Raw genomic sequence first — 25,674 nt, forward strand, 5'->3', positions numbered from 1 at the left:
CGGCGGCGTGGTAGTTATTCCGGCGCCGCCGGGGGAGGGGGAGGGTATTTAGTTAGCGGTCTTGTTACGGATGACGTCGAAGCCCACGGCCAGCGCGATGACCAGGCCGATGACAATCTGCTGCCAGAAGGAGGAGACGTTGAGCAGGTTCAGCCCGTTGCGGATGACGGCTAGCAGCAGCGCGCCGACCAGGGTGCCGGTGGCCTTGCCGGCGCCGCCGGCTAGCGATGCCCCACCGATGACCACCGCCGCAATCGCGTCCAGCTCGTAGCCCACGCCCGCCTGCGGCTGCGCCGAGGTCAGCCGGCCGGCCATGACCAGGCCGGACAGCGCGGCGAAGAGGCCGGACAGGCCGAAGACGGCGACCTGGATCTTGCGGACCGGCAGGCCGGACAGGCGCGCGGCCTCCAGGTTGCCACCGATGGCGTACATGGAGCGCCCCAGCACGGTGCGCTCCAGGATGAACCAGCACACCAGGCCGGCGATGACCATCATGACGATCGGGATGGGCACCCCGGCGACGGTCGAGCCCATCCAGTTGACAGCGTCGGCGGTGGGCATCGGCGAGCCCTGGGAGATGACCAGGGTGGCGCCGCGGGCGATTGACATCATGGCCAGGGTGGCGATGAACGACGGGATCTTGCCCCAGGCCGTCGCCATGCCGCAGATGACACCGGCCAGCAGGCCGGTGAGCAGACCGAGGATCAGCGTCACCCAGCCCGGCAGGCCGGTGTTGACGAAGAAGGAGGCCGAGACCATCGCGCCCAGGGCGGCGACGGAACCCACCGACAGGTCGATGCCGGCGGTGATGATGACAAAGGTCATGCCGAAGGCCAGGATGGCCACGGTGGCGGCCTGGATGCCGATGTTGACCAGGTTGTTAACGGTCAGAAAATGCGGGGTGGCGATGAAAAGCGCCACGCACAGGACGATGAGGCCGACGAGCGCGCCGTTGTTCATCATCCAGTTGGATACCCGGTGCCAGCGGCTCGGGCCCGTCGGGGCGCCGGCGGGCGCGCTGGCGGCGGTAGCGGTGGTGGTCATGAGGCGATCTCCTCAAAGTCGTGGGGGTTTTCGGTAATCGTGCTGGTGACGTTGGATACGGCGAGGGTCATGACCTCGTCCTGGGTGGCGGTCGGCGGCAGCTCGCCGGCGATCTTCCCGCCGGAGGCCACCAGCACCCGGTCGGACATGCCCAGCACCTCCGGCAGGTCGGAGGAGGCCATCAGGACGGCCCCGCCGGCGGCGGTGACCTCGTTGATGATGCGGTAGATATCCACCTTCGCGCCGACGTCTACGCCGCGGGTGGGCTCATCCAGCAGCAGCACGCGGGAGCCGGCCAGCACCCAGCGGCCGAAGACGGCTTTTTGCTGGTTGCCACCGGACAGGTCCCGGATGGGCTGGTCGATGTGGGCCATGCGGATGCGCAGCTTCTCGGCTACGTCGCGGGCGCGGGCCTTCTGGCCGCGCCGGTCGGCGAGCCCGGCCTTGCTGGTCTTATTCAGCGTGGCCAGGCCGAGGTTCTCGCCGATGGTGGCGTCCAGGATGAGCGCCTGGGACTTGCGGTCCTCGGGCACATGCCCGATGCCGGCGCGGATGGCGGCGGCGATATCGCCCAGCTTGAGCGGGCTGCCGGCCACGCGGACCTCGCCGGAATCCACCTTGTCCGCGCCGGCGATGGCCCGGATGATCTCCGTGCGGCCCGCGCCGACCAGTCCGGCCAAGCCGACGACCTCGCCGGCGTGGACGTCGAAGCTTACGTCTGCGAAGCTGCCCTGCGTGGAAAGCCCCCGCACGCTGAGCAGGGCCTCGCCGGCTGCTTCCGCCTTGCGCGGGTACTGGTTGTCGATGTCGCGGCCGACCATCAGGCGGACCAGCTCGGCCTCCGGGGTGTCCGGGCCGACCTCGGCGACGACGTTGCCGTCGCGCAGCACGGAGATGGAATCCGCGATCCGGGCCAGCTCCTCCAGGTGGTGGGAGATAAAGACCATGCCGACGCCCTTGGCGCGCAGGTCCTCCACCACGGCGAAGAGCTGGTCGATTTCCTTGCCGGTCAGCGCGGCGGTGGGCTCGTCCAGGATGAGCAGGCGCGCGTTCATCGACAGCGCCTTGGCGATCTCCACCAGCTGCTGGCGGGCGATGCCCAGCTCGCCGACCGGCGTGTCCAGGTTGACGTCCAGGCCGATAAGGCGCAGGGCGGCGGCCGCCTCGTTGCGCAGGTACTTCTTGTTGACCAGGCCGTAGCGCGAGGGCGTGCGCCCCAGCATGATGTTTTCGGCCACTGACATCGTCGGCACCAGGTTGAGCTCTTGGTGGATGGTGGCAATGCCCAGCGCCTCCGCCGCCTTCGTATTCGGCAGCTGGACCTCGCCGCCGTCGACGAGGACGCGGCCGGTGTCCGGCTGGTAGACGCCCGACATCATCTTGATAAGCGTCGACTTGCCGGCTCCGTTTTCGCCCAGCAGTGCGTGCACGTGGCCCGCGCGCACGTCAAGGCTGACGTCGCGGATGACGTTGACGGGGCCGAAGGATTTGTTGATTCCTTCCAGCCGCATGATGACCGGGTGGTTCATCGCGGCACCTCCTGGAGATAGTGTTCGGTCGATTGACGGGTGATAAGCCGGGTTGGCAGGGTCACGTCCGGCGGGGACATGCCGGACAGGGCGGCGACTAGGGTATCGGCGGCGCGGTAGCCCAGCTGGGTCACGTCCTGGTCGATGACAGAAAGCGGCGTGGGCTGGACCCGCATATAGTCCAGGTCGTCGAAGCCCACCAGCGCCAGCTGCTTACCGATGCGCACCTTCTGGCGGTGGCAGTACTCCAGCGCGCCGAGGGTCATCATGGAATCGCCCGCGATGACCGCCGTGCACCCGGCCTCCCACAGCTCCCGCGTGCCCGCGATGCCCTGCGAGACCTCGAAGCCGCCCTGGTAGACGTGCTCGCCGCCGATACCGACCCGCGCCGCCGCCGCACTAAATGCCGCCCGCCGTTCCGCGCCGGTGGACAGCTCCTCCGGGCCGGCCAGGTAGCCGATGCGCCGGTGCCCGCGCGCGTAGAGCAGCTCCACCGCCGCCGAAATCCCCGGCTCCGGGTTGGAGACCACCGTCGGCAGGTCGGATCCGGAAAGCGATCGGTCGATAAGCACCACCGGCGTGCCCGCTGCCTTGACCGCGCCGAGCAGGGAGAGCGCGTCCGCGGTGGGGACGACCAGCATGCCGTCGACGTTCTGCTGCGACAGCGTGGTCACCGCGTTGCGCAAGAGGTTCGAGTCCTCCGAGTACGAGGTGATGATGGTGGCCAGGCCGTTGGCGGTCGCGCGGGCCTGGACCGCGTCGGCCATGGTGGCGAAGTAGGGGTTGAGCAGCGTCGGGATGGCCAGACCCAGCGTGTAGGTGCGCGCGGTGCGCAGCCCGCGGGCCTGGATATTCGGGTGGTAGTTGAGCGCCTGGGCCGCCCGCTCCACGCGCTGGCGCGTGGCCGCGGAGATGGAGTCCTTGCCGGCCAGCGCGCGGGAGGCCGTGGACACCGAGACACCCGCGGCTAGGGCGACGTCTTTCAGGTTGGCGCTGTGGGCAGGCATGGTTGGGGCGGACCTTCTTCCCAGTTGGAGGGGAGGGGTGCAAACGATTGCTGCAAACGTTTGCATTGTGTTTTGTGGCTAAATTTACGACGTTTGACCGCGCCCCGTCAAGTGCCCCTGCTCACCTTTTGCTGGCCGCGCAGGTAGTGCCACTACACTGGGGAGAATGACAAACAGTTCCTACCACGTCGTCATCATGGGTGTTTCCGGCTCCGGCAAGACCACCGTCGGCCACAACGTCGCGGCGCTGACCGGCCACGCCTACCGCGACGGCGACGACATGCACCCGGCCGAAAACATCGCCAAGATGTCCGCGGGCACCCCGCTCAGCGATGCCGACCGCTGGCCCTGGCTCACCGCCATTGGCACCTGGTTGTCCGCCCAGCCCGCGGGCACTATGGTCGGCTGCTCCGCGCTCAAGCGCTCATACCGCGACCTTCTGCGCGAGCACTGCCCCGATGTCATTTTCGTGCACGTGGCCGGGGAATTCGAGGTGCTGGCCGAGCGCATGCAGCACCGCGCCGGCCATTTCATGCCGGCCTCGCTGCTGCAGTCCCAGTTCGACACCCTCGAGCCGCTAGAGGCCGACGAGGCCGGCGCCGTCTTCGACGTCGACCAGCCGGAAGAAGAAATCGCCCGCCAGGTGGCGGACTACCTCACTGCCTAAGGCGGTGAGTACTCACGCAGTCCGGTAGACGCCGCGCCCAGACCCGAGCGGCGCCCCGAGACCACGCCGCCCCGAGCCGCGGGCCCAACCCGGCCCGCTAGAATTCCGCGGGATACCCCCGCCAGCTAGAAGGCTGCGGCGGCTCCGAAGAGCACCAGCGCGAAGGCGAAGCCGATCACGCTGATGAGCATCTGGTTCACGGTCCAGGTGCGCAGCGTGGTGGCCACGTCCATGCCCATCAGGCGGCCGACCAGCCAGAAGCCCGAGTCGTTGACGTGGCTGCCGAAGACCGAGCCCGCGGCCGTCGCCAGCACGATGAGCGCGAGCTGGACCTCGTTGAAGCCGCCGGCCTCGACCGCTGGGACCATCAGCGCGGCGGCCGTGGTCAGCGCGACCGTCGCCGAGCCCTGCGCCAGGCGCAGCGCCACCGCGATGAGGTAGCAGGCCAAAATCACCGGGATGCCGATACCCGACAGCGAATCCGCCAGCGCATCCCCGATACCGGAGGTGCGCAGCACCCCGCCGAACATGCCGCCGGCGCCGGTAATCAGTACCACCGAGCAGATGGGCCCCAGCGAGGACTCCATGGTCTTTTCGATGACGTTCTTGTCCACCCCGCGGCGCAGGCCCAGGATCGCCAGCGCGGCGAAGGTGGTAATCAGCAGCGCGATGGGGGTCTGGCCCACCATGATGAGCACCTGCGCCCAGGTGGCCTCACCATCGATGGTGCCGGCCACCGCCAGCGTGCTCAACCCCGTGTTGCAGAAGATCAGCACCAAGGGGATGAGCAGCACCGAAATCACCGCCGCCGGGGAGGCCGGGCGGTTGGGCATCTCCGCTTCCTTCACGGCCGGACCGGTGAGCATCTCGGTCACGTCGAAGGGGAATTTCTTACCCAGGAACAACCCCAGGCGGTAGCCCGAGAAGTACCAGGTCGGGATCGCGATCAGCAGGCCGAGCGCCAAAATGATCCCGATATCCGCGTTGAAAAACTCCGCGGCCGCCACCGGGCCCGGGTGCGGCGGCAGGAAGACGTGGGTGACCGAGAACGCGCCGGCGGCCGGGATGCCGTAGGCCAGCACCGGGCCGTTGAGCCGGCGCGCCACCGCGAAGATGACCGGCAGCATGACCACCAGGCCGGCGTCGAAGAAGATGGGGAAGCCCATAATCAGCGAGGCGATGCCCAGCGCCAGCGGCGCGCGGTCTTCGCCGAAGCGGGCCACCAGGGCATCGGCGAGCGATTTCGCGCCGCCGGAGGCCTCCACCAGCCGCCCGATCATCGCGCCCAGGCCCACTAGAAGTGCCACCGATGCCAGCGTGCTCCCGAAGCCATCCGTCATCGTCTCGACGACCCCGGCGATGGGTAGCCCCGCCGCCAGCGCAGTCAGCGCCGACACCGTCACCAGCGTGACGAAAGCATGCACGCGGAAGTAGATGACCATCACCAAAATCAGCGCGATGGCCGCCACCGCGATACCCAACAGCGGGCCCGCGCCCAGTGTCGGCTCCCACGTGTCCATAGTCTCCATTGGACAAACCTCTTTTCCTAGGTGTTTTGTGAAATTAGGGGGAAGGCTCCGGTCGCCGTGGGCGGGCACGGGGCCAATACCTCAAGTTAACACGCCTCCCCCGTATTCAGGGTGTCGGTGAGCTTGTGAAACAACACACCTGCGGGATTTGCTTTTGGGTCCGCGGCGTGCCGCTTGCTAAATTCAGGTGTAAATACCGCAGGCCGGCGCCCTGGTTGACGCTGACGGATTCGATAACTGCAAGGAGAAACCATGTCCAAACTAGGAGCCCTACTCGCGCCCGGGGCCGTGGAGCTGGACGCACCTGCCGCGGACTGGCGCGCCGCGATCACCCGCGCCGGCCGCCTGCTGGAGGCCAGCGGTTCCGCCACCGCCGACTACACGCAGGCGATGATCAAGACCGTAGAGGACAACGGGCCCTATATCCTCGTCGCCCCGGGCTTCGCCTTCGCCCACGCACGGCCCTCGGAAGCGGTCCGCCACACCGCCATCAGCTGGGTGCGCCTGGCCGAGCCCGTCCGCTTCGGCCACAGCACCAACGATCCGGTCACCCTAGTCGTGGCCCTGGCCGCCCGCGACGACTTCGCCCACACCCGCGCCATGAAGGAACTGGCCCGCGTGCTCGGTGATGCCGAGAAACAAGAGCTCTTGGCCGTCGTCACCTCCGAGGGCCAGCTGCGCAACGTCCTGGACGGCTATGTGCCCACCGCCGCCGCCAACGCCATCGCCATGCGCCGCGAACGCGAGGCGCGTGAGGCCCAAGAGGCCGCTGCGGCTGCCGCAACAGGCTCGGCCGCCCCAACCACCGGCCCCGCCGCGCGCCCCGACGGCGCCGTCGAGAGCAAGGGCAAGATACTTACCGTCTGCGGCAACGGGCTGGGCACCTCGCTGTTTTTGAAGAACACTCTGGACGGCGTGTTGGGCGAGTGGGGCTGGTCGCCGTATTTCACCGTCGAAGCCACCGACACCATCTCCGCGAAGGGGCGCGCCAGCGAGGCTGACGTCCTGCTGACCTCCGGCGAAATCGCCGCCGCCCTCGGCGATGTGGGGGTGCCGGTCTACGTCATCGACAACTTCACCTCCGCCGCGGAACTCGACCGCGCACTCCGCGAAATCTACGACATCCCCGCCGCACAGGAAGGCCGGTAGAAGCACATGAACATCCTGGTAGACGCCGCCAACTTCGTGGTCAATGAGATCCTGGCCGTGCCGGCGTTCCTCATCGGCATCATCACCGCCATTGGGCTTAGCGCGCTGGGCCGCGGCATCGGCCAGGTGCTGGGCGGGGCGATCAAGGCCACGCTCGGCTTCCTACTCATCAACGCCGGCGCCGGGCTGGTCACCGCCTCCCTGGAGCCGCTCGGCGTGATGATCACCGGCGCCACCGGCGCGCACGGGGTGGTGCCGACCAACGAGGCCATCGCGGGCATCGCCCAGCAGCAGTTCGGCAGCCAGATCGCCTGGGTGATGATCCTGGGCTTCGTGGTCTCCCTGCTGCTGGCCCGGTTCACGCCCCTGCGGTACGTCTTCCTGACCGGCCACCACGTGCTGTTTATGGCCACCCTGCTGACGATGGTCTTCGCCCCCGCCGGCTACCCCGCCTGGGTGGTCATCGTCTTCGGCGCCGCCCTGCTGGGCATCCTGATGGTCTCCCTGCCGGCCATCGCGCACCCGTGGACCCGGCGCATTACCGGCGACGACTCCGTGGCGATCGGCCACTTCGGCACCGCCGGCTACGTCGCTGCGGGCGCGGTGGGCAAGCTGGTCGGTGGCAAGCGTAAACCGTCCGCCTCCACCGAGCAGCTCCACCTTCCGGAGGGCCTGCGCTTCCTGCGCGACTCCATGGTCGCCACCGCGCTGTCGATGGCGCTGATGTACCTCGTGCTCGCCCTGCTGTTCCTGGCCCGCGCCGGCGACGAGGCCTTCACCGCCTTCGAGGACGGCGCGACTGGGGTAGGCAACTACCTCATGCAGTCGCTGACCCAGGGCCTGCAGTTCGGGGTGGCCGTCGCCGTCATCCTGTTTGGCGTCCGCACCATCCTGGGAGAGCTCGTGCCCGCCTTCCAGGGCATTGCCGCCAAGGTCGTGCCCGGCGCCATCCCGGCCCTCGATGCCCCCATCGTCTTCCCGTATGCCCAAAACGCCGTCCTGGTCGGCTTCCTGACCTCCTTTGCCGGCGGGCTGGTGGGCCTGGCGGTCTTGTCGCTGTGGCTGGGCCCGGCCTTTGGGGTGGCGCTCATCCTCCCCGGGCTGGTCCCGCACTTTTTCACCGGCGGCGCGGCGGGCGTCTACGGCAACGCCACCGGCGGGCGGCGCGGCGCGGCCGCCGGTGGCTTCGCCAACGGCCTGCTCATTACCTTCCTGCCGGCCTTCCTGCTGGGCGTTTTGGGCTCCTTCGGCTCGGCGAACACCACCTTCGGCGACGCCGACTTCGGCTGGTTCGGCATGCTCATCGGCTGGGCGTCGGCGCCCGGCGGGGTAGTGGGCCTCATCCTAGTCGGCCTCGTCGGCGCGGTCGTGCTAGCGCTCGGCTGGTTCTGCCAGGTCCGGCTCGTCGATGCCCACTGGGATCCCACCCCGCACCGCCCCGCGCCGACCGCCCACGACGACGCCGCCGATGCCGGGTCCGCCGCCGGGGCCGACGCCCGCCGCGGCACCTGGCGGCACTACCCGCGTATCACCCCGCCGGCGGGAGCCCCGATTCCGCCCGCGCCCCGGAACTAGCCCCGTTCTAACCCCCTCCTTACTTGCGGGGGTGCGCCGGCGGGCGTGCAATTAAAGGCATGAGCCTCGACGTCAACACCGCCCTGATCGATCGCGTGGCCGCGGCCAGCGATGCCTCCCACTTCCTGTTCACCCCGCAAGCCGTCATCGAAGCCAAAAACGCCGATGACGTCGCCGCCGCTTTCCGCGCCGGGCGCGCTAACAACATCCCCGTGACCCTGCGCTCCGGCGGGACCTCCCTGGCCGGCCAGTCCGCCGGCAACGGCTACCTGGTGGACGTGCGCAAGCACTTCCGCGGCATCGAGGTGCTCGATGGCGGCGAGCGCGTGCGCGTCCAGCCGGGCGCCACGGTCCGCCAGGTCAACGCCCGCCTGGGCCTCTACGGCCGCAAGCTCGGCCCGGATCCGGCCAGCGAGTCGGCCGCCACGATGGGCGGGGTCATCGCCAACAACTCCTCCGGCATGGCCTGCGGCACGGAGCTGAACACCTACCGCACCCTGGAGTCGACGACCCTGGTCCTGCCGTCCGGCACCGTTTTAGACACCGCCCGCCCGGACGCCGACCAGCAGCTGGCCCAGCAGGAGCCCGAGCTTTTCGAGACCCTCCAGCGCCTGCGCCGCCGCGTGGTGGACAACCCGGCGTCGGTGGAGAAAATCACCAAGCACTTTAGCCTGAAAAACACCATGGGCTACGGCCTGAACTCCTTCCTGGACTATGAGACCCCAGCGAAGATCCTGGAGCACCTCATCATCGGCTCGGAGGGCACCCTGGCCTTTATCGCCGAGGCCGTCTTCCGCACCGTGCCGATCGCCCGCCTGACCACCACCTCCGTGGCCGTCTTCCCAGACGTGGACGCCGCCACCCGCAGCCTGCCCGACCTGCTGGACACCGGCGCGGCCACCCTGGAGCTGATGGACTCGGCCTCTATCCGCGTCGGCCGCACCTTCGATAAGGTCCCGGAGGCCATCACCGGCTTCGACGTCGACTCCCAGGCCGCCCTGCTCATCGAGTACCACGCCGACAGCGAGGACGAAATCAACGCCAAGGAGCAGGCCGGCTCCAAGCTGCTGGCCGAGCTCAACCTCCAATCCCCGGCGCAATTTTCCGCCGATGCCGCCACCCGCACCGCCGCCTGGAAATTCCGCAAGGGCCTCTATGCCCAGGTCGCCGAGGCCCGCCCGTCGGGCACCACGGCGCTGCTGGAAGACATCGTCGTGCCGGTCGCCGACCTGGCGGACGCCTGCGCCGGCCTGCAGGACATCTTCGCCCGCTACTCCTACGACGACGCCGTCATCTTCGGCCACGCCAAGGACGGCAACATCCACTTCCTGCTCACCGACCGCTTCGAGGGCGAGGAGGCCATCGGCCGTTTCAACAACTTCAACGAGGACATGGTCTCCCTGGTGCTGGAAGCCGAGGGCAACCTCAAAGCCGAGCACGGCACCGGCCGCGCGATGGCGCCCTACGTGCGCCGCCAGTACGGCGACGAGCTCTATGAGGTCATGCAGGAGCTCAAGCGCGCCTGCGACCCGGCGAACACCATGAACCCGGGCGTCATCCTTGACGACGACCCGGACGCCCACGTCAAAAACATCAAGCTCAACCCGACCGTGGAAGAAGAGATCGACCGCTGCGTGGAGTGCGGCTACTGCGAGCCGGTCTGCCCGTCGCGGGATCTCACGCTCACGCCGCGCCAGCGCATCGTGGTCCGCCGCGCCCGCAAGCGCGCCGAGGAGGCCGGTGATAACGCCACCGTCGCCGAGATCGACGAGGCCTACCAGTACGAGGGCATCGAGACCTGCGCCGTCGACTCCATGTGCCGCACCGCCTGCCCGGTGGGCATCGACACCGGCAAGTTCATCAAGCGACTGCGCCGCGAGCAGGCCCAGCCGGTCCTGCAGGCCGGGTGGAAGGCAGCGGCGAAGGGCTGGCCGGTGGTCAGCGAAGGCGCATCGGTAGCGCTGACCGGCGCCCACTTCCTGCCGACCTCCCTGGTCAAGACCGTCACCGACGTCGGCCGCCGCCTGGTCGGCTCCGACGTCATGCCGCAGTACCAGCCGGAGCTGTCCAAGGGCGGCAAGCCGCGCGCCCGCCTGGGTCGCCGCGTCGGCGATAACCGCGCCGCCGTGACCGGCATCTTCCTGCCCGCCTGCGTGAACACCATGTTCGGCCCGCAGGGCGACGGCCCCGGCGCCACCGATGCCTTCGTCAACCTCCTGGAGCGCGCCGGGCTGGCGCTGGAGGTGCCCGGTGGCATCGACAAGCTCTGCTGCGGCACCCCGTGGTCGTCCAAGGGCTTAAACGAGGGCCACGACGTGATGGAAAAGCGCGTCGTGGACACCGTCGTGCCGCTGACCGACGGCGGGAAGCTGCCCATTATCGTCGACGCCTCCAGCTGTACCGCCGGCTTCCGCGACCTGCTGGAAGCCCATGGCGTCACGGTTATCGATGCCATCGCCTTCACCGCCGAGCACATTCTCCCGGCCCTAGATGTCGCGCACCCGGCCGAGTCCGTCACGCTGCACCCGACCTGCTCCGCCTTCCAGCTAGGTCTTATGCCCGACCTGGAAAAGGTCGCCGGTGCCGCCGCGCGCGAGGTCAACGTGCCCACCGCCTGGAACTGCTGCGGGTATGCCGGCGACCGCGGCATGCTCCACCCCGAGCTGACCGCGTCCGCCACCCGCGCCGAGGCCGCCCAGGCCAAGGAATTCGGTGCTCAGTACCACGCGTCCACCAACCGCACCTGCGAGCTGGGCCTGACGCGGGCGACCGGCGCCGACTACCACCACATCCTGGAGCTGCTGGACAAGGCCAGCCGCTAGGTGTTGGTTTCGCCGTAGGCTGGCTGCGTACGCTTTAGTGAACGGGAAGGAGCCAGCCCATGGCAGTAGGGGACATCGTTAGCGGCTACGACGGGATTCGTGAGAAGCAGGAGGCGCTGTACGTCGACCTGCACCAGCACCCCGAGCTCAGCATGGAAGAGGAGCGCACCCGCGGGATCATCGCGGACAAGCTGCGCGAATTCGACTACGACGTCGTGGAGGTCGGCGGCGGAATCGTCGGTGTCCTAGAAAACGGCGACGGGCCCACCGTGATGCTGCGCGCCGATTTCGATGCCCTGCCCATCCAGGAGGACACCGGCCTCGACTACGCCTCCACCGTCGACGGCGTCATGCACGCCTGCGGCCACGACTCCCACGTCGCCGCGCTCATGGGCGTGGCCGCCCTGATGAAGGACGCCACCGATGCCTGGTCCGGCACCCTGGAAGTCCTCTTCCAGCCCGGCGAGGAGACCGCCGAGGGAGCCCAATCCATGGTGGACGCCGGCGTGGTGGACAAGGTCACCAAGCCGGACGTCATGCTGGGCCAGCACGTTTTCTGCAGCGTGGTGCCCGCCGGCAGCGTGGCCATCAAGCCGGGCCCGGTGCTCTCGACGGCCACCAGCGTGACCGTCAAGGTTTTTGGCGCCGGCTCCCACGGGTCCATGCCTCACCTGAGCGTCGACCCGGTCGTGCTGGCCAGCTCGATTGTCATGCGCCTGCAGACCATCGTCTCCCGCGAGCTCAACCCGAGCGAGTTCGGCGTGGTTACCGTCGGCTCCGTCCAGGCCGGTTCCAAGGCCAACGTCATCCCGTTTGATGCCACGCTGAAGATCAACATCCGCGCCTACGACGAGGAGGTGCGCGACAAGATCATCGCCGCCATCGAGCGGATCGTGAAGGCCGAGTGCGAGGCCGCGCGCTCGCCGAAGGAGCCGGAGTTCAGCTTCTCCGACCAGTGCCCGCTCACCGACAACGACGCCGACGTCACCGCCCGCGTGCGCGAGGCCCTCGAGGAGCACCTGGGCAGCGACCGCGTCCAGGACGCCGACCGGTTTACCGCCTCCGAGGACTTCTCCGTGGTCGCCGACGCCTTCGGCACCCCGTACTGCTACTGGATTTTCGGCGGCGGCAAGGAGGGCGAGGAGATGCCGAACCACAGCCCGTTCTTCGCGCCCGTCCAGCAGCCGACGCTGCAGACCGGCACCGAGGCCCTCATCACCGCCGCTTACGCCTGGTTGGGCAAGTAATTGTCCTGCCCCGGTTGCGGGGTGGTGGGGTCTGCCTTAGTGTGTGGGGCATGACATCGGGGGATTGTTTTTCTAGGTTCGTGGCTGCCGTGACCCAGCCCGGAATCGAGATCGTGGAGGGCGCTTGGCACGCCGATTGGGATGCCGAGCGCGCGGCCGCCGGCTCCGGCCGCGACGAGTTGGAGCGCCTCTTCGACCTGGCAGGGGTGTTTTTCGGCCCGGTCAGGCACGCCGGCCGCCAGCGCCGGGTGCGCGCGAATGCCGCCCGCCACGGGCACTGCCTGCCCGTGCTCGACGTACTGCGCGGGGTGCTGCGGCGGGTGAAGAACAAAAACGATGCCTGGCGCATCATGGAAGAACTATCCGCCCAGCCGGTTGATGCCAAGGAGATGGCCGCGACTGCGCGGCGTAAAATCCAGGAGGCCCACCCCGCCCCGGCGCCGCAGCCAGGGGTGATCTATCGGCGTTCGGCTGAGGGGTTGTGGTCGATGCGTCTTATCGCCGATGCCGGCCTCGTCGCCGATATTAAAGCCCAGGTGCGCACCGTCGAGGATGCCCGCGCGGTCTTCACCGGCGGTCACGGCACCGGTGATGGTGCTGGCGAAGGTGCCGGTGCTGCCGCTGGTGCCGGTAGTAGACCTCGCGGCGGGGTGCGCGCGTCGGTTATCACGAACGTGGTCCTTAACCTTCAGGATTTCGGCCACCTGGTCGGCGGTAGGGATGCCGCGGATATTACCGTGCAACTGACCAATGGCGCGGTAATCAGTGGTGCCGAGTTGGTGACTCGGGCGTTTGAGCAGGTTGGCTACGTGGGGGTTTTCGACCCGGTGGCCGGGCCGGTTAATTGTTACCGGGATGAGCGTTTGGCCTCGTGGAAGCAGCGGCGCTTGGCGTTGATGGAGCATCCGGTGTGTGCTTGGCCGGAGTGTTTGGCCGGTGCGGATGAGTGCCAGGTCCATCACCTGCAGTCGTGGGAGTCGGGTGGGCCGACGAATGCGGCGAACCTGGCGACGTTGTGTCCGCACCATAATGGGGCCAACGAGGACGGGCCCGGGCCGGCGCAGAGCAGGGGCCGAATGGCGAGGGTTGGTGGCCGGGTGGTGTGGATACCGCCCGAACGCGTGCCGGCCTAGCGCGCCGGCGGCAGAAGCGCAGCAAAGCAGTACAACACGCGACAAGACACGCGCCAAGGCGTCTACGGTTTGAAGACCGTGAACGCCCCTTCGGCGCGTTTAGGTCGCGCGCTTTTTATGGTGCGCCCGGTAATCAGTAGGCGACGGCGTCGGTGGAGTTGGGGTGCTTGGCCAGCGGGGTGACGTGGATCTTCATGTACTTGTACATGGGGAAGCCGGCGAAGATGTCGTGGAGGGCATCGTTGTCGGGGGCGTCGTAGATGGAGTAGTTGGAGTACTCGCCGACTACGCGCCAGATGCCCTTCATCTTCCCGGCGGCCTGCAGCGAGCCGGAGTACTCCTTCTCGCGGGCCTGGAAATCGGCTACCTCTTCGGGGCTTAGGTGATCGGGGAAGGTGACGTCCATTCGGGCAAGGAACAACATGGTGGAAAATCCTTATTTTTTCGGTTGCGGATGGTCTATTTAATTGTCGGGGCCCGCGTGCGCGAGGGCACGCGGAAGTTCGTTGCGCGAGCGGATCCCGAGCTTCCGTTAGACCCGCGTCAGGTGGTATTCGACGGTCTTGGTCGACAGGTAGAGCTCCTCGGCGACCTCGCGGTTGCTGGCGCCGTCGGCGACGGTGGCGCGCAGGGAGCGACGGTCAACCCGGGGGCGGCGTTTTTCTCCTCCTCGGATTCCTTCGGCATGATTCGCTCGCGGGCGGTGGACGTGGCCATCTTGGGCGCGATGGAGGTCTCGCGCTACGGCGACCTGGCCAACTGGATGATCCCAGGCAAGATGGTCCGCGGCATGGGCGGGGCGATGGACCTAGTCCACGGCGCCCAGCGGATCGTGGTGATGATGTCGCACACCAACAAGCACGGCGCGTCCAAGGTGCTCAACACCTGCGAGCTGCCGCTGACCGGCGCGCAGTGCGTGGACCTGATCATCACCGACTACGCGGTCTTCCACGTGGACCCGCAGGAGGGGCTCACGTCACGGCGCCCAGCGGATCGTGGTGATGATGTCGCACACCAACAAGCACGGCGCGTCCAAGGTGCTCAACACCTGCGAGCTGCCGCTGACCGGCGCGCAGTGCGTGGACCTGATCATCACCGACTACGCGGTCTTCCACGTGGACCCGCAGGAGGGGCTCACGCTCATCGAGGTCGCCGAGGGCGAGACCGTGGACTCCGTGCGCGCGGTGACCGACGCGGACTTCGCCGTCAGTGACAAGCTGAAAGGCTAAGAAGCTAGCAGGCTAAGAGGCCAGAAAAGCGAGAAAGGCCAGCGCCCTAGGCGCCCGGCCCGATATAGCTTTCGGGCGGAGTCAGGCGGGTGATCGCTAGGTTGATGCGGTCCTCGGTGAACTCGCCGAGCGACATGCTGCGGTGTAGCAGCAGGCCCTCGTAGAAGGCGTCGAGCAGGTAGGTGGTGTGGGCATCGAAGTACTGGCCCATCACGTTGCGGCAGCCTTGCGTCCACTCCAACAGGTTCATGCGGTGCAGGGGGCGCCGCAGGGACAGGGTGTAGAGCTCGGTGCCCAGGATCAGCGTCTTGCGGGAGGCCGCGGACGCGATGAGCATCTGGGACAGGGCGGCGCGGGCATCGTCAAGGCTAGCGACGCTCGTGAAATAGGACCCGAAATCCGCCACGGAGCGCTCCGCGAAGACGGAAAAGGCGGCCGCCAGCAGGCCGTCCTTGTCGTTGAAATAATAGGCGATGGAGCCCAAGGACACGTCCGCCTTGTCGGCGACGACGCGCATGGTGGTGCCGGCCACTCCGTTGTGCACGATGGAGTCTAGGGTGGCATCGATAATGCGCAACCGGGGGCCGTACTGGGGGTTATTCTTGGGCAACCATCGCTCCTCAACGCAGCCGAAACGCGGCCAACAACAAAACGGGCGGCCGCGGCAGTAATCCGTGTGCTAGGGAAAGTATAGTTGCCCACCCCGGACCGGCAAGCAGGGGTCGGGGGTGGTGGCGTTCAATTTAGGCCTCGTTGCGGCGGGTATCCGGAACGGCCTCAGCAGCTTTGCGCTTGCTGGAGGAGGTGAAAATCTTCCACAGACCGAACAGGGCGACGATGGCCCAGACGGCCTCGGTGATGAACAGGCCCGGGTTGAACGGGGACAGGGCGGTGTAGACGAAGCCCATCGCGCCCAGGAAGTTCAGCGTCTGGTAGATGGGGGAGGTAGCGGTCAGGACCTTGAAGTTGAGTAGGCCGAAGGCAACGACGAAGCAGATGCCGGCGATGATGCCAATTTCGTAGGAGAGTGCCATGAGGGTATTCCTTTCGTTCGTTGCGGACTAGGCGGTGGCGGACTGGGACTGGTTCTTCCGGCGGTTCAGGAAGATCTTGATGATGCCGTAGAGGCCTAGCAGGGACCAGATGAGCTCGGTCCAGAACACCCCCGCGTTGAACGGGCTGGCGGCAGAGGCGGTCAGGAAGCCGGCGCCGACGAAGTTCAGGATCTGGTAGGGGTAATCGTCCGGCGTCCACTTGCCCAAGTTGAGCATCGCGAAGGCGAAGAGCAGGGCGACCGAGGCGATCAGCCCGAAGATGACCATTGCTGACATTGTTCGACGGTCCTTTCAGAATGTGTGCGATATGGGAGCGCGACTAGCCGCGCGCAGGAGCGCCTCGCGGGTGCTACATTTATAGGCTCTAAGCTAGGTTTTTAATCCATGCGAAGTCGAACGTGCATACGGTTTTGAACGCTTGATCTAAAGCGCAGGTAAATGGGATAGCCCCGCCCTTGAACGTACGATCAATTCAGCGCGTTTGCCCAGCTTAAACTACCTTGGGGTTATGGGCACGGAGGCCAAACATAGCCTCCCGCGCGCCCGTGGGGAAGGCCTCAACACCTCCCGCACAATTCGAACAGAACTTTAACCTAACGGACGACGTCACCGGCCGGCGCATACGCGAAGCGCCGCCAGACGAAGTCGATAAAGAACAATCTGAACAGAAAAGGAGCCGAGCCGTGTCACAGCAACCGAACCCGGACACCGAGGACATCAAGCTCCACGTCAAACCCGGGAAGACGCGGGCGCCGTTTTTCCGCTACATCCGCATCAACCTGCCGCGCCTGACCAAGGCCGCCATCCTGGTGATCGTGGCGCTTATCGGCGGCTGTGCCTGGGCCGTGCTGTCCAGCGGCTTCGACATCTTCGCCGGCAGCGACATCGCGCTCGGCCTGGTCATCGCCCTGGCTGCCATCTTCCTGGTGCTGGGCCTGGTGACCAAGTGGCGCATCTGGGGCTTTGGCACCGTGGTGGCCGCCGCCGGCATCCTGGTCTATATCGGCGGCCTGTTCGGCCACGCGCCTTTCGTCGGCAACGGCGCGGGCGTCTACCTCGCGGCCGGCTGGAACACCATGTTCTTCGCCAGCCTGGCCTACTGCGTTATCTACTGGGCGCTGAACTACGGCGTGCTGGTCGCATACCCGGATACCCAAGGATTTGAGGATTAATCATGCTAGAAGAATTTCCGGTCTGGCTCCGCGTCGAGCACTTCGTCAACATCTTGTTCGTGACGCTGTTTATCCGCAGCGGCATCGAAATCTTGGGCACCTTCCCCAAGCTGCACCGCTCCGTGCACACCCCGCTGGGCGGGCAGTGGGCGCAATTTTCCATTAAGCAAAAGCGCAAGCGCAAGTACTTCCCGGTCTCCGGCGAGTACGACGACTATTCGCCCGTCATCTCGCTGCCGGGCCACGGCGCCCTGGGGCAGGGCCGCTACTAGCACTTCATCAGCGTGATGGGCTGGGTGCTGCTGATGGTCATCTACTGGGGCCTGGTGCTGGGCACCGGACAGTGGCGCCGCTACTGGCCGGAGGACTGGGGTGTTTTCGCCCAGGCCTGGGACGACCTCATCCACTACCTGGCCTTCCAGATCCCGCCGGCGATGGACGGCTACCCCTTCAACGCCATCCAGCAGCTGTCCTACGGCTTCGTGGTGCTCATCCTGCCGCTGTGGATGATCATCACCGGCGCCTTCCAGTCGCCGGCCATCAACAACCACTTCCCGCGCATTTCCAAGCTGATGGGCGGGCGCCAGGTCATCCGCACCCTGCACTTCTGGGGCCTCATCGCTTACGTCGTCTTCATCGTCATCCACGTCGCGATGGTGGTGTTGCACGGCTACGGTCACGAGGTCTCCAAGATGGTCTTCGGCCACTCGGAGAACCCGATCGCCGGCGGCGTGATCTTCACCCTGGGCCTGTTCGGCATCATCGCCTTCCACGTCTGGGCCACGAAGACCTCGCTGGAGCGCCCGAAGGTCATCGAGCGCCTGCACAACGTGGTGGTCCGCCCGCTCACGCGCGCGCTGCGTAAGCTGCCCTCGCGCCAGAACGCCTACAGCGATGCCGAGATCACCAAGGCGCCGCACCACCGCGCCTCGGGCATGCCGCCGTCAACGGAGGCCTATATGTCCCTGGTCTGCAACGACTACGAGGATGACTACGTGCTGGAAATCGGCGGGTTGGTCGAAAAGCCGATGCGCCTGACCATGGCGGATATCCGCAAAATCGCCGACGGGCACTCACAGAACACGGTCCACCACTGCGTGCAGGGCTTTTCCTCGGTGGGCAAGTGGGACGGCGTGCCGCTGTACAAGCTGCTCGACCTGGCCGGCCCGCTGGACGGGGCCAGCGACGTGGTGGTCCACAGCTTCCAGAACATGACCCGCGACGACGACAACTACAACGGTTCCTACTACTACGAGTCCATGCCGATGGAAGAGGCCCGCCAGCCGCAGTCGCTGATCGCCATTGGCTACGACGGCGACGAGATCCCCATCAAGAACGGCGCGCCCATGCGCCTGCGCCTGGAGACCTCCACCGGTTTCCGCTCGGCGAAGTGGCTGGACCGGATTGAGGTGGTCAACCGCTTTGACATCATCGGCAACGGGATGGGCGGCTTCTTTGAGGACACCGATTCCTACGACCGCCTGCAGATGCTCTAAGGAGGACACACCATGTCACGAGCGTTATACCAAGACATTTTCCTAAGCCCCGAGCAGCAGCAGCGCGTGCGCGACTACCTCCACGAGGTCGACTTCCACCTGCCGGGCGCCACTCCGGACGACTTCGAGATCAACCCGCGCGCCCGCTACCTGGGCTACATGTTCCAGGCCGAGGACCTAGAATCCTTCGGCGTGGGCCTGCAGTGCACCCGCGCCGGCATGGAGGACCAGCGCACCTTCATCCGGGTAAGCCGCGGGCAGCTCCTCGGCGAGGACGATGCCCCGCGCCTGCCCGTCAACGACCCGGTCCTGGCGCGCGAGGCCATGACCCTGGATCGTTTCTACCGCGCCGAGGACCCGCCGCGGCCCACCGGCGTGAACGCCTATGCTCACGATGCCGGCCTGCCCGGCGCCGACATGGACCTGTCCATGCTGGAGGAGCAGCTGCGCGACATCGTCGCCTTCCACAACGGCGAACCGGTGCCGGGCAACCAGGAGATCCTGGACCTGCGCATCTACTGGGGCACGCTGCTAGCCGGGCGCTACCCGCGGCTGAAAGCCCTGCGGGCGAAGCTGAGCGAGAGCCAAGCCGCGCGCCTGGACCGGCTGGAGGCCGATATCACGGCCCTGACCGGCATCCTCGAGGCGCTGGGCCTGCCCACGCTGGAGGACCTGAAGAAGCCGAAGCGGGAGGACGGCTAGCCCGCCCGGTGGTCGAAGACCAGGGAGGTGTTGGTGGAGGCCACCTCGGGGCGCGCGCTGACCACGTCCGAGATGAAATCCCGCAGGCTGGCCGCGGTGGCCAGCTGCACGTGCGCCACAAAGTCCTGGTTGCCGGCCACGAAGTAGACGTGGCGCACCGGCTCTAGCTGCAGCAGGTAGTGGTAGAAGTCCCGCAGGGCGCCGCGGGCGCCGGGGTGGAGGCGGATGTGGATGAGCGCCTCCGTGCCCAGCCCGAGGGCCGCTGGGTCCACGTGCGCAGAAAAGCCGGTGATGACCCCGCGCGCGATGAGCGAGTTCAGCCGGCGGTGGGCGGTGGACTCGCTGACGTTGATGCGGTGGGCGAGTTCGGAGATGGGCAGGCGGGCATCGGAAGCCAATTCGCGGCAGATGGCCGCCTCAATCTGATCCAGCTGCATGGGGGTGTTCGTTCTCCGCGGTGGGGGATGCTTGCAAAATCAGGCGGATTCTGGGGGATCCCGCCAATGTGTACCCGATCACTCTATCCTCCGTGGATGATATAGGTATTCAAATCATCTGTGAGGAGGAGCACATGACTAAGGCTATTGTGGTAGGCGCCGGGATGACCGGCCTGTCGACGGCGTGGTACCTGCAGGAACACGGCTACGACGTGGAAATCGTGGACAAGATCGGCGTCGCCGCCGGCGCGTCCTGGGGCAACGCCGGCTGGCTGGCGCCGGGCAAGACCATCCCGCTGTCCAATTCCAGCCTGTGGGCCTACGGCCCCACCGCGCTGTTCGACAAGGATGCGGCGCTGAGTGTGCCCACCCGCATCGACCCGAAGCTGTGGGCGTTCGTCGCCCAGTTCATGGCCCGGGCCAACCAGCGCTCCTGGGACAAGACCATGGCGGCCCTGACTCCCATCGACAAGGCCGCCCTGGGCGCCTACGACGAGCTCATCGACGGCGGCGTGGACGCCGTGACCCACGAGGGCCCGTTCATCGTCGGCTTCGAAAACGACAACCAAGCCAAGGGCTTCTTGGACGAGGTCGAGGGCGCCATCCGCCACGGCCAGGAGATCCCCTTCGAAAACCTCAGCCACACCCAGGCCCTGGAATACGCCCCGATGCTCTCGGAGCGCGTCCAGACCGTCTACAAGCTGGGCGGCCAGCGCTACATCGAGCCGCAGTACTTCTGCGAGGCCATCGCCGAATCCTTCGTCGCCCGCGGCGGCACCATCACCACCGGCGCGGAGGTCACCGACGTCCAGTCCACCCGCAAGCCGGCCATCCAGCTGGCCACCGGCGAGTGGAAGCCCACCGACGTGGTGGTCATCGCCACCGGTGCCTGGCTGCCGAAGCTGGCCAAGTCCCTGGGCGTGCGCACCATGGTCCAGGCCGGCCGCGGCTATTCCTTCACCGTCAAGCCGGAGCAAGAGGCCAAGCACTCGGTCTATCTGCCGGAGACCCGTGTGGCCTGCACCCCGGCCCCGACCCGCGGCCGCTTCCAGATCGCCGGCACCATGGAATTCCGCGGCCCCGACGAGGCCTTCCAGCCGGGCCGCATCGAGTCCATGATCAAGGTCACCGCCCCGATGTTTAAGGGCATCGACTGGGACGACATCCAGGACGAGTGGGTCGGCTCCCGGCCCGTCACCCCGGACGGCCTGCCGCTTATCGGCCAGACCCAGGTTCCCAACGTCTACACCTGCGGCGGCCACGGCATGTGGGGCGTAGTACTCGGCCCCATCTCCGGCAAGCTGCTGGCCAAGCAGATCGCCACCGGGGTAATCGATCCCATCCTGGACCCGTTCGACCCGCTGCGCTAAGCCCGGCTCGCAGCGCGCGCAAGAGCGCATATAAAGTTCCCATCACCTCCAACGAGGCGATGGGAATTTTTTTAAAACTTAAGCCAGGCCGATCTGGCGCAGCAGCTTCTGGATGGGGGAGAAGTCAACTGTCAGGATGCCGGCTGCCTGCGCGGCGGCGAAGATGGCGCCGAAGATAGCGGCCACGATGCCCGCGCCCGCCAGGCCGGAGGCGGCGTCGGAGCTGCCCTGGGAGGAACCAGCGTTGTCGTCCTGGTTGTCATCACCCGGCTGCTCGGAGCCATTCGACCACCAGGTCTTCATGGCCAGCTGGGCGACGTCGGTGTTGTCGATGTAGTCGCCGCGGACCGGGTCGGTGCCCTTGACACGGAACATGATGTCCTCGGAACCAGCGCCCTTGAAGAAGAACGGAACCAGCTGGTTGGTGTGCTTGTCGGAGTACCACTGGTGGCTCGGCAGGGACTTGGCGTCGCCGGCCATCTTGTTGAAGCGGCCCTCGTCCGGCTCGTTCTCACCGGACAGGTAGCCGGTCTCGTGGTCAGCGGTGACGATCAGCAGGGTCTCGTCCCAGTTGGAGTTCTCCTCGACCCACTTGATGGCGGCGTCGACGGAGGCGTTGAAGTCCTGCATCTCCTCGATCTCACGGGCGGACTGGTTGGCGTGGCCGGTCCAGTCGATGGCGCCGCCCTCAATCATCACGGAGAAGCCGTCGGCGTCCTGACCCAGGGCGTTCAGGGCGCCGGTGGTCATGGTCGGCAGGTCAACCACGTCGTTTTGCGGATCGGAGTACGGGGTGGTGCCCTCCCCGGAGCGGGACTGCTGCAGGGTGGAGTGGACCGGAGCCAGGCCCCAGTACTTCTTGCCCTCTTCCACGTTGCCCTCGGCCAGGCTGGCGAAGCCGTCGTTGGAGTCGAAGTACTCCCAGTCGGTCTCGCCCTCGGCCAGGCGGCTGTAGTCGGCCTCGTCGATGTAGCCGAAGGAACCGGTCTCCGTCGGCTGGTTGTCATCGGTGAAGAACGGGTGGCCAGCGCCCATGACGACGGAGAGGTCCGAGTCGATCATCTCCTTGGCGATCTCGCCGTAGGCGTTGCGGTCCTTGTTGTGGGCGGCGAAGGCGGCCGGGGTGGCGTGGGAGAACGGCACGGAGGAAACCACGCCGGCGGACTTGCCCTGCTCGATGGCGGTCTCCTGGAAATTCTTCTGAGCCATGCCGTAGTTGGACATACCCAGGATGCCGTTTTCGACCTTCATGCCAGTGGCCATGGCGGTACCTGCCGCGGCCGAGTCGGTGATGATGCCTTCCTGGACGTACTCGTGGGTGGCCCAGGCCTGGGACGGGTCGTAGGATCCGCCCTGGGAGTAGGTGGACATGGACAGACGGTTGAAGTCCTCGTAGGCCTGGACGGACTCGCCGTCCAGCTCCTGCGGGCCGGCTTCGCTGAATTCGCCGTCGACCAAGTACTTGGACTGGCCGGTCTCGTACAGGTTGTTGTAGGCGACGTGGCCGTAGCCCATGCCGTCACCAATCATGTAGATGATGTTCTTCGGGCCGTTGGATTCCTGGGCGGTGGCCGGGGCGACGCCCGCAGCAATCAGGGAAGCAGAAACGGCCACGGAGCCGGCGCGCAGAGAAAAACGCATAAGAAGAGTCCTTCGCAAAGACGGAATAGAGACAAGATGAGACAGTGCGCGGGCGGTGGCTCGCCCGCGTCCCCACGCCGCGCCAAGCACAGCGTTATGGTTCTGACAGGGCAATTACAGCCGCACGTGAAGGAACTCTAAACTCCGAACATCTCGGGACGATGACATTAAAGGAAACTTCGCTTTAACTATCTCGGGCCCTCCCGGGAACGCGCCCCGGGCGCTAGCCTCGCGGTACCTGCTCGACGAACGTGGCGGCGTTGAACGTGACTGCCGTCTGTGACCTGGCGGATGTCTGGCAGGGGCGGGCTCAGGAATGACAAAAGCAGCCGAGGCTGGATGGTGGATCCGGTCCTCGGCCGCTTTTCTGCGCCCGGCGGGGTAGTGCCGTGGTTAGGCCACGGCCTCTTCGACGAGGGCGACAACGGCGCGGCGGTCAGCGGCGGCGTAGAGCTTGTCGCGGAAATCCTGCTTCATCAGGCTGCGGGCCAGCTTGGATAGCAGCTTGAGATGCTGCTTGCCGGCATCGTCGGGCACGGCGATGAGGAAGACCAAGCGGGAGGGATCCTCGTCCGCGGCCCAGGGGATGCCGGGCTCGTTGAGGCGGGCAAAGGCCAGGGTCGGGGCAGCCACGCCGGCCACGCGGGCGTGCGGGATGGCCACGGCGTTGCCCACGGAGGTCGAGTGCTTGGCCTCCCGGGCGACGGCGGCGTCCACTACGGCCTCGGCGTCGGTGATGCGCCCGCTGGCAGCCGCGGCGGCGACGAGCTCACGGATGACGTCGTCGCGGTTGGAGGCGGCCTCCGGTTCCAGCAGCACGACCGAGGGGTCGATGAGCGTGCTAGGGGTGGTGGCGGTCGCCGTGGTACTCGTGGCGGCCGTGGCGGCACCCGCGGCGCCGGCCGGGACTGCGGCACCGGTGGTCTCGGTGCCGGGCTGGGCGCTGGTGGCGTCAGTGGTGGCAGCGTCGGCGTCGGTGCTCTGTGCCTCTTCGGTGGCGGGGTTCCTCTTCTGCGTGATCCCCACCAAGACCAGGATGAGGATGGTCGTGGCGGCCACGCCGGCGGCCATGGCGATGAAGAAGCCGACGACGTTGTCGACGGCACCCAGCAGGGCGACGATGGGGCCGCCGTGCATGACGTGGTCGGCCGCGCCGAAGGCGCCGGCCAGGGCGCCGGCGATGGCGCCGCCGACGACGTTGGCCGGGATGACCTGCAGCGGGCGGGCCGCGGCCAGCGGGATGGCGCCCTCAGTGATGCCGAAGAAGCCCATAAAGAGTGCTGCGATGCCGGAGTCGCGCTCGGCCTTGGTGAACCAGGCGCGGCGGATGAGCGTGGCCAGGCCCACGGCCAGCGGCGGGACGGCGATGGCGGCTGCGGCCATGCCCATCGGCAGCGCGTTGCCGGAGGCAATCATGCCGCCGCCGAAGAGGAAGGCGGTCTTGTTGAAGGGGCCGCCCATATCGAAGGCCATCATGGCGCCGATGATGGCACCCAGCACTAGCACCGAGGCGCCCTGCATGCCGGAGAGGTACTCGGTCAGTGCGGCGAAGACGCTGGCAATCGGGGCGCCGATGAGCCAGATGAAGGCCAGGCCCACGATGAGGGTGGTCAGGATCGGGATGACGATGATGGGCCAGATGGGTGCGATGAACTTGTGGACCGGGATCTTCTTAATCCCCAGGGCCACGTAGCCGGACAAGATACCGGTGACGATGCCGCCGAGGAAGCCGGCGCCGGCCTCCGAGCCGTAGAGAGAGCCGGTGGTGGCGATAAAGCCCGTAATCAGGCCGGGCGCCAGGCCTGGCCGGTCCGCGATGCCGACGGCGATATAGCCGGAAAGCACCGGCACCATCAGCGAAAACGCCAGGGTACCCAGCTCAGAGATGGTGAACCAGAAGGAGTCCTCCGGGATGGCCAGGCCCTCCGGGGTGGGCGTGCCGCCGATGGACAGGGCCACAGCCAGCAGCAGACCACCCGTGACCACGAACGGGATCATGTGGCTGACACCGTTCATCAGGGCCTTGTACATAGTCTGGCCCACGCCGGCGATGCCGGAGGATGAGGACGTGGCGCCTGCGTCCTGGCCGGACTGGTCGGCCTGCTGCTTCTGCAGCTGGCGGTCGGTGAAGGTGTTGGCCTCCAGGGACTGGCGCAGCAGCTCCTTCGGGCGCTTGATGGCGTCGTCGACGCCGGTGGCCAGCAGGCGCTTGCCCACGAAGCGCTCCTTGTTGATGACGGTATCGGCGCCGATGAGGATGGCATCGGCGGCCTCAATATCAGCGGGGGTAAACGCCCCCTCGACGCCGATGGAACCGTGCGTTTCGACCTTAAGATCGAAACCCAATTCTTGCGCGGCCGCGGTGAGATTCTCGGCCGCCATATACGTGTGCGCAATGCCCGTGGGGCAGGCGGTGATCGCCAGGATGCGCGGCGGGTTCTTAGTGTTATTGGACATGGAACCAATTTTATGGCCCCAGGCGAGCCGGGCCAAGACAATTGGGAAGAAAAACAAAAAGGCGCCGCCCAGTCTGCGACACCTCAGTAAGATGTCAGGCAGACTGGGTGGTGGGCCTAATCTAGCGTTGCTGGCCGGCTGAGTGACCGCGGGGAAAACGGCGGAAGACTAGCCACAGCAAGAATCCCAGCAGCGGTAACCCGAACTGGACAAGGCACCAAAGAATAGTCCGAACGCTAGAACTTCCATGTCGTCTCTCCCAAAGGAAGACGACAACGGTGAGGGCGATACAAATGAGGGGGATGACAATCCACAAGAGATCATAAAGAACTGGGATCTCCATTAGCTATCTCGACCTTCAATTCAATCTTGTCCCAAAAAGAAAACTCCCTTGGTTGCGCTAGAAGGAATCA

24 protein-coding genes and 2 pseudogenes are annotated in these 25,674 nt (G+C 66.7%); 13 read left to right on the plus strand and 13 right to left on the minus strand.

The window, feature by feature from the left end:
• Positions 1–48 precede the first annotated feature (48 nt).
• The 3 genes from CCONF_RS02950 to CCONF_RS02960 all read right to left on the minus strand — a co-directional run bounded on the left by CCONF_RS02950 (position 49) and on the right by CCONF_RS02960 (position 3,580).
• Entirely contained in the window at positions 49–963 is a 915-nt protein-coding gene (locus CCONF_RS02950) for an ABC transporter permease (RefSeq protein ID WP_070769302.1), read from the minus strand.
• A 77-nt stretch (positions 964–1,040) separates the two neighbouring features.
• On the minus strand, positions 1,041–2,573 hold the full coding sequence (locus CCONF_RS02955) for a sugar ABC transporter ATP-binding protein (protein WP_290225072.1): 1,533 nt from the start codon (positions 2,571–2,573) through the stop codon (positions 1,041–1,043).
• Positions 2,570–3,580: a LacI family DNA-binding transcriptional regulator gene (locus tag CCONF_RS02960; RefSeq protein ID WP_290225074.1), complete on the minus strand. Its 1,011-nt coding sequence runs from the start codon at positions 3,578–3,580 to the stop codon at positions 2,570–2,572. Before CCONF_RS02960 ends, CCONF_RS02955 begins: the two co-directional genes overlap by 4 nt.
• Before the next feature lie 166 nt (positions 3,581–3,746).
• Here CCONF_RS02960 and CCONF_RS02965 point away from each other — a divergent pair, with 166 nt between their 5' ends.
• The gene (locus CCONF_RS02965; RefSeq protein WP_290225077.1) at positions 3,747–4,247 is read left to right on the plus strand and encodes a gluconokinase; all 501 of its coding nucleotides are present in this window, start codon (positions 3,747–3,749) and stop codon (positions 4,245–4,247) included.
• A 125-nt stretch (positions 4,248–4,372) separates the two neighbouring features.
• Here CCONF_RS02965 and CCONF_RS02970 read toward each other — a convergent pair whose 3' ends face one another.
• Positions 4,373–5,767, minus strand: a complete 1,395-nt coding sequence (locus tag CCONF_RS02970; RefSeq protein WP_290226215.1) for a GntP family permease — start codon at positions 5,765–5,767, stop codon at positions 4,373–4,375.
• A gap of 261 nt (positions 5,768–6,028) precedes the next feature.
• Between CCONF_RS02970 and CCONF_RS02975 the strand changes: the two genes are divergently transcribed.
• The 5 genes from CCONF_RS02975 to CCONF_RS02995 all read left to right on the plus strand — a co-directional run bounded on the left by CCONF_RS02975 (position 6,029) and on the right by CCONF_RS02995 (position 13,702).
• Complete coding sequence (locus tag CCONF_RS02975; protein WP_290225079.1) at positions 6,029–6,925, plus strand: PTS sugar transporter subunit IIAB; 897 nt, start codon at positions 6,029–6,031, stop codon at positions 6,923–6,925.
• A 6-nt stretch (positions 6,926–6,931) separates the two neighbouring features.
• A complete protein-coding gene (ulaA, locus tag CCONF_RS02980) occupies positions 6,932–8,500 on the plus strand; it encodes a PTS ascorbate transporter subunit IIC (protein WP_290225081.1) in 1,569 nt (522 codons plus the stop codon).
• 59 nt (positions 8,501–8,559) lie between these two features.
• Positions 8,560–11,322 carry an FAD-binding and (Fe-S)-binding domain-containing protein gene (locus CCONF_RS02985; RefSeq protein WP_290225083.1) on the plus strand — a complete coding sequence of 921 codons (2,763 nt, stop codon included), beginning with the start codon at positions 8,560–8,562 and terminating at the stop codon, positions 11,320–11,322.
• Between the two features lie 59 nt (positions 11,323–11,381).
• On the plus strand, positions 11,382–12,569 hold the full coding sequence (locus CCONF_RS02990) for an amidohydrolase (RefSeq protein ID WP_290225086.1): 1,188 nt from the start codon (positions 11,382–11,384) through the stop codon (positions 12,567–12,569).
• 89 nt (positions 12,570–12,658) lie between these two features.
• Entirely contained in the window at positions 12,659–13,702 is a 1,044-nt protein-coding gene (locus tag CCONF_RS02995; protein WP_290223637.1) for an HNH endonuclease signature motif containing protein, read from the plus strand.
• Between the two features lie 133 nt (positions 13,703–13,835).
• On the opposite strand, the gene CCONF_RS03000 is transcribed toward CCONF_RS02995, so the two are convergent.
• Entirely contained in the window at positions 13,836–14,126 is a 291-nt protein-coding gene (locus tag CCONF_RS03000) for a muconolactone Delta-isomerase family protein (protein ID WP_290225087.1), read from the minus strand.
• A 108-nt stretch (positions 14,127–14,234) separates the two neighbouring features.
• Positions 14,235–14,324: pseudogene (locus tag CCONF_RS03005) on the minus strand (LuxR C-terminal-related transcriptional regulator); the annotation flags it as partial.
• On the opposite strand from CCONF_RS03005, the pseudogene CCONF_RS03010 reads away from it, so the two are divergent.
• Positions 14,319–14,696 (plus strand): annotated as a pseudogene (locus CCONF_RS03010) (CoA-transferase); the annotation flags it as partial. The pseudogenes CCONF_RS03005 and CCONF_RS03010 overlap by 6 nt on opposite strands.
• A gap of 10 nt (positions 14,697–14,706) precedes the next feature.
• Positions 14,707–14,931, plus strand: coding sequence for a CoA-transferase (locus CCONF_RS03015; protein WP_435384084.1), 225 nt, complete (start codon positions 14,707–14,709; stop codon positions 14,929–14,931).
• A gap of 46 nt (positions 14,932–14,977) precedes the next feature.
• Here CCONF_RS03015 and CCONF_RS03020 read toward each other — a convergent pair whose 3' ends face one another.
• The 3 genes from CCONF_RS03020 to CCONF_RS03030 form a co-directional block, all read right to left on the minus strand.
• The gene (locus tag CCONF_RS03020) at positions 14,978–15,541 is read right to left on the minus strand and encodes a TetR/AcrR family transcriptional regulator (protein WP_290225090.1); all 564 of its coding nucleotides are present in this window, start codon (positions 15,539–15,541) and stop codon (positions 14,978–14,980) included.
• Positions 15,542–15,674: 133 nt separating this feature from the next.
• Positions 15,675–15,965, minus strand: coding sequence for a CBU_0592 family membrane protein (locus CCONF_RS03025; RefSeq protein ID WP_070768715.1), 291 nt, complete (start codon positions 15,963–15,965; stop codon positions 15,675–15,677).
• A 27-nt stretch (positions 15,966–15,992) separates the two neighbouring features.
• On the minus strand, positions 15,993–16,262 hold the full coding sequence (locus CCONF_RS03030) for a CBU_0592 family membrane protein (protein ID WP_290225093.1): 270 nt from the start codon (positions 16,260–16,262) through the stop codon (positions 15,993–15,995).
• A gap of 407 nt (positions 16,263–16,669) precedes the next feature.
• Between CCONF_RS03030 and CCONF_RS03035 the strand changes: the two genes are divergently transcribed.
• From CCONF_RS03035 to CCONF_RS03050, 4 genes are read left to right on the plus strand one after another with little or no spacing between them, the layout of a single operon-like run.
• The gene (locus CCONF_RS03035; RefSeq protein WP_290225095.1) at positions 16,670–17,158 is read left to right on the plus strand and encodes a hypothetical protein; all 489 of its coding nucleotides are present in this window, start codon (positions 16,670–16,672) and stop codon (positions 17,156–17,158) included.
• A 2-nt stretch (positions 17,159–17,160) separates the two neighbouring features.
• Positions 17,161–17,430 carry a hypothetical protein gene (locus CCONF_RS03040; protein WP_290225099.1) on the plus strand — a complete coding sequence of 90 codons (270 nt, stop codon included), beginning with the start codon at positions 17,161–17,163 and terminating at the stop codon, positions 17,428–17,430.
• Between the two features lie 15 nt (positions 17,431–17,445).
• Positions 17,446–18,654: a molybdopterin-dependent oxidoreductase gene (locus tag CCONF_RS03045; protein WP_290226220.1), complete on the plus strand. Its 1,209-nt coding sequence runs from the start codon at positions 17,446–17,448 to the stop codon at positions 18,652–18,654.
• Between the two features lie 12 nt (positions 18,655–18,666).
• Positions 18,667–19,356, plus strand: a complete 690-nt coding sequence (locus CCONF_RS03050; RefSeq protein ID WP_290225101.1) for a hypothetical protein — start codon at positions 18,667–18,669, stop codon at positions 19,354–19,356.
• Here CCONF_RS03050 and CCONF_RS03055 read toward each other — a convergent pair.
• Complete coding sequence (locus CCONF_RS03055; RefSeq protein ID WP_290225103.1) at positions 19,353–19,793, minus strand: Lrp/AsnC family transcriptional regulator; 441 nt, start codon at positions 19,791–19,793, stop codon at positions 19,353–19,355. The genes CCONF_RS03050 and CCONF_RS03055 overlap by 4 nt on opposite strands.
• Positions 19,794–19,927: 134 nt before the next feature.
• Here CCONF_RS03055 and CCONF_RS03060 point away from each other — a divergent pair, with 134 nt between their 5' ends.
• Positions 19,928–21,163 (plus strand): NAD(P)/FAD-dependent oxidoreductase, encoded by a 1,236-nt coding sequence (locus CCONF_RS03060; RefSeq protein WP_290225105.1) that lies wholly within the window; start codon positions 19,928–19,930, stop codon positions 21,161–21,163.
• 78 nt (positions 21,164–21,241) lie between these two features.
• Here CCONF_RS03060 and CCONF_RS03065 read toward each other — a convergent pair whose 3' ends face one another.
• The 3 genes from CCONF_RS03065 to CCONF_RS11485 form a co-directional block, all read right to left on the minus strand.
• A complete protein-coding gene (locus CCONF_RS03065) occupies positions 21,242–22,804 on the minus strand; it encodes an alkaline phosphatase (RefSeq protein ID WP_290225107.1) in 1,563 nt (520 codons plus the stop codon).
• A 393-nt stretch (positions 22,805–23,197) separates the two neighbouring features.
• A complete protein-coding gene (locus tag CCONF_RS03070) occupies positions 23,198–25,261 on the minus strand; it encodes a fructose-specific PTS transporter subunit EIIC (RefSeq protein ID WP_290225109.1) in 2,064 nt (687 codons plus the stop codon).
• 121 nt (positions 25,262–25,382) lie between these two features.
• Entirely contained in the window at positions 25,383–25,604 is a 222-nt protein-coding gene (locus CCONF_RS11485; protein ID WP_353959512.1) for a PLDc N-terminal domain-containing protein, read from the minus strand.
• Positions 25,605–25,674: the final 70 nt, after the last annotated feature.

It is taken from the genome of Corynebacterium confusum (assembly GCF_030408715.1).
Classification (GTDB): Bacteria; Actinomycetota; Actinomycetes; order Mycobacteriales; family Mycobacteriaceae; genus Corynebacterium; species Corynebacterium confusum.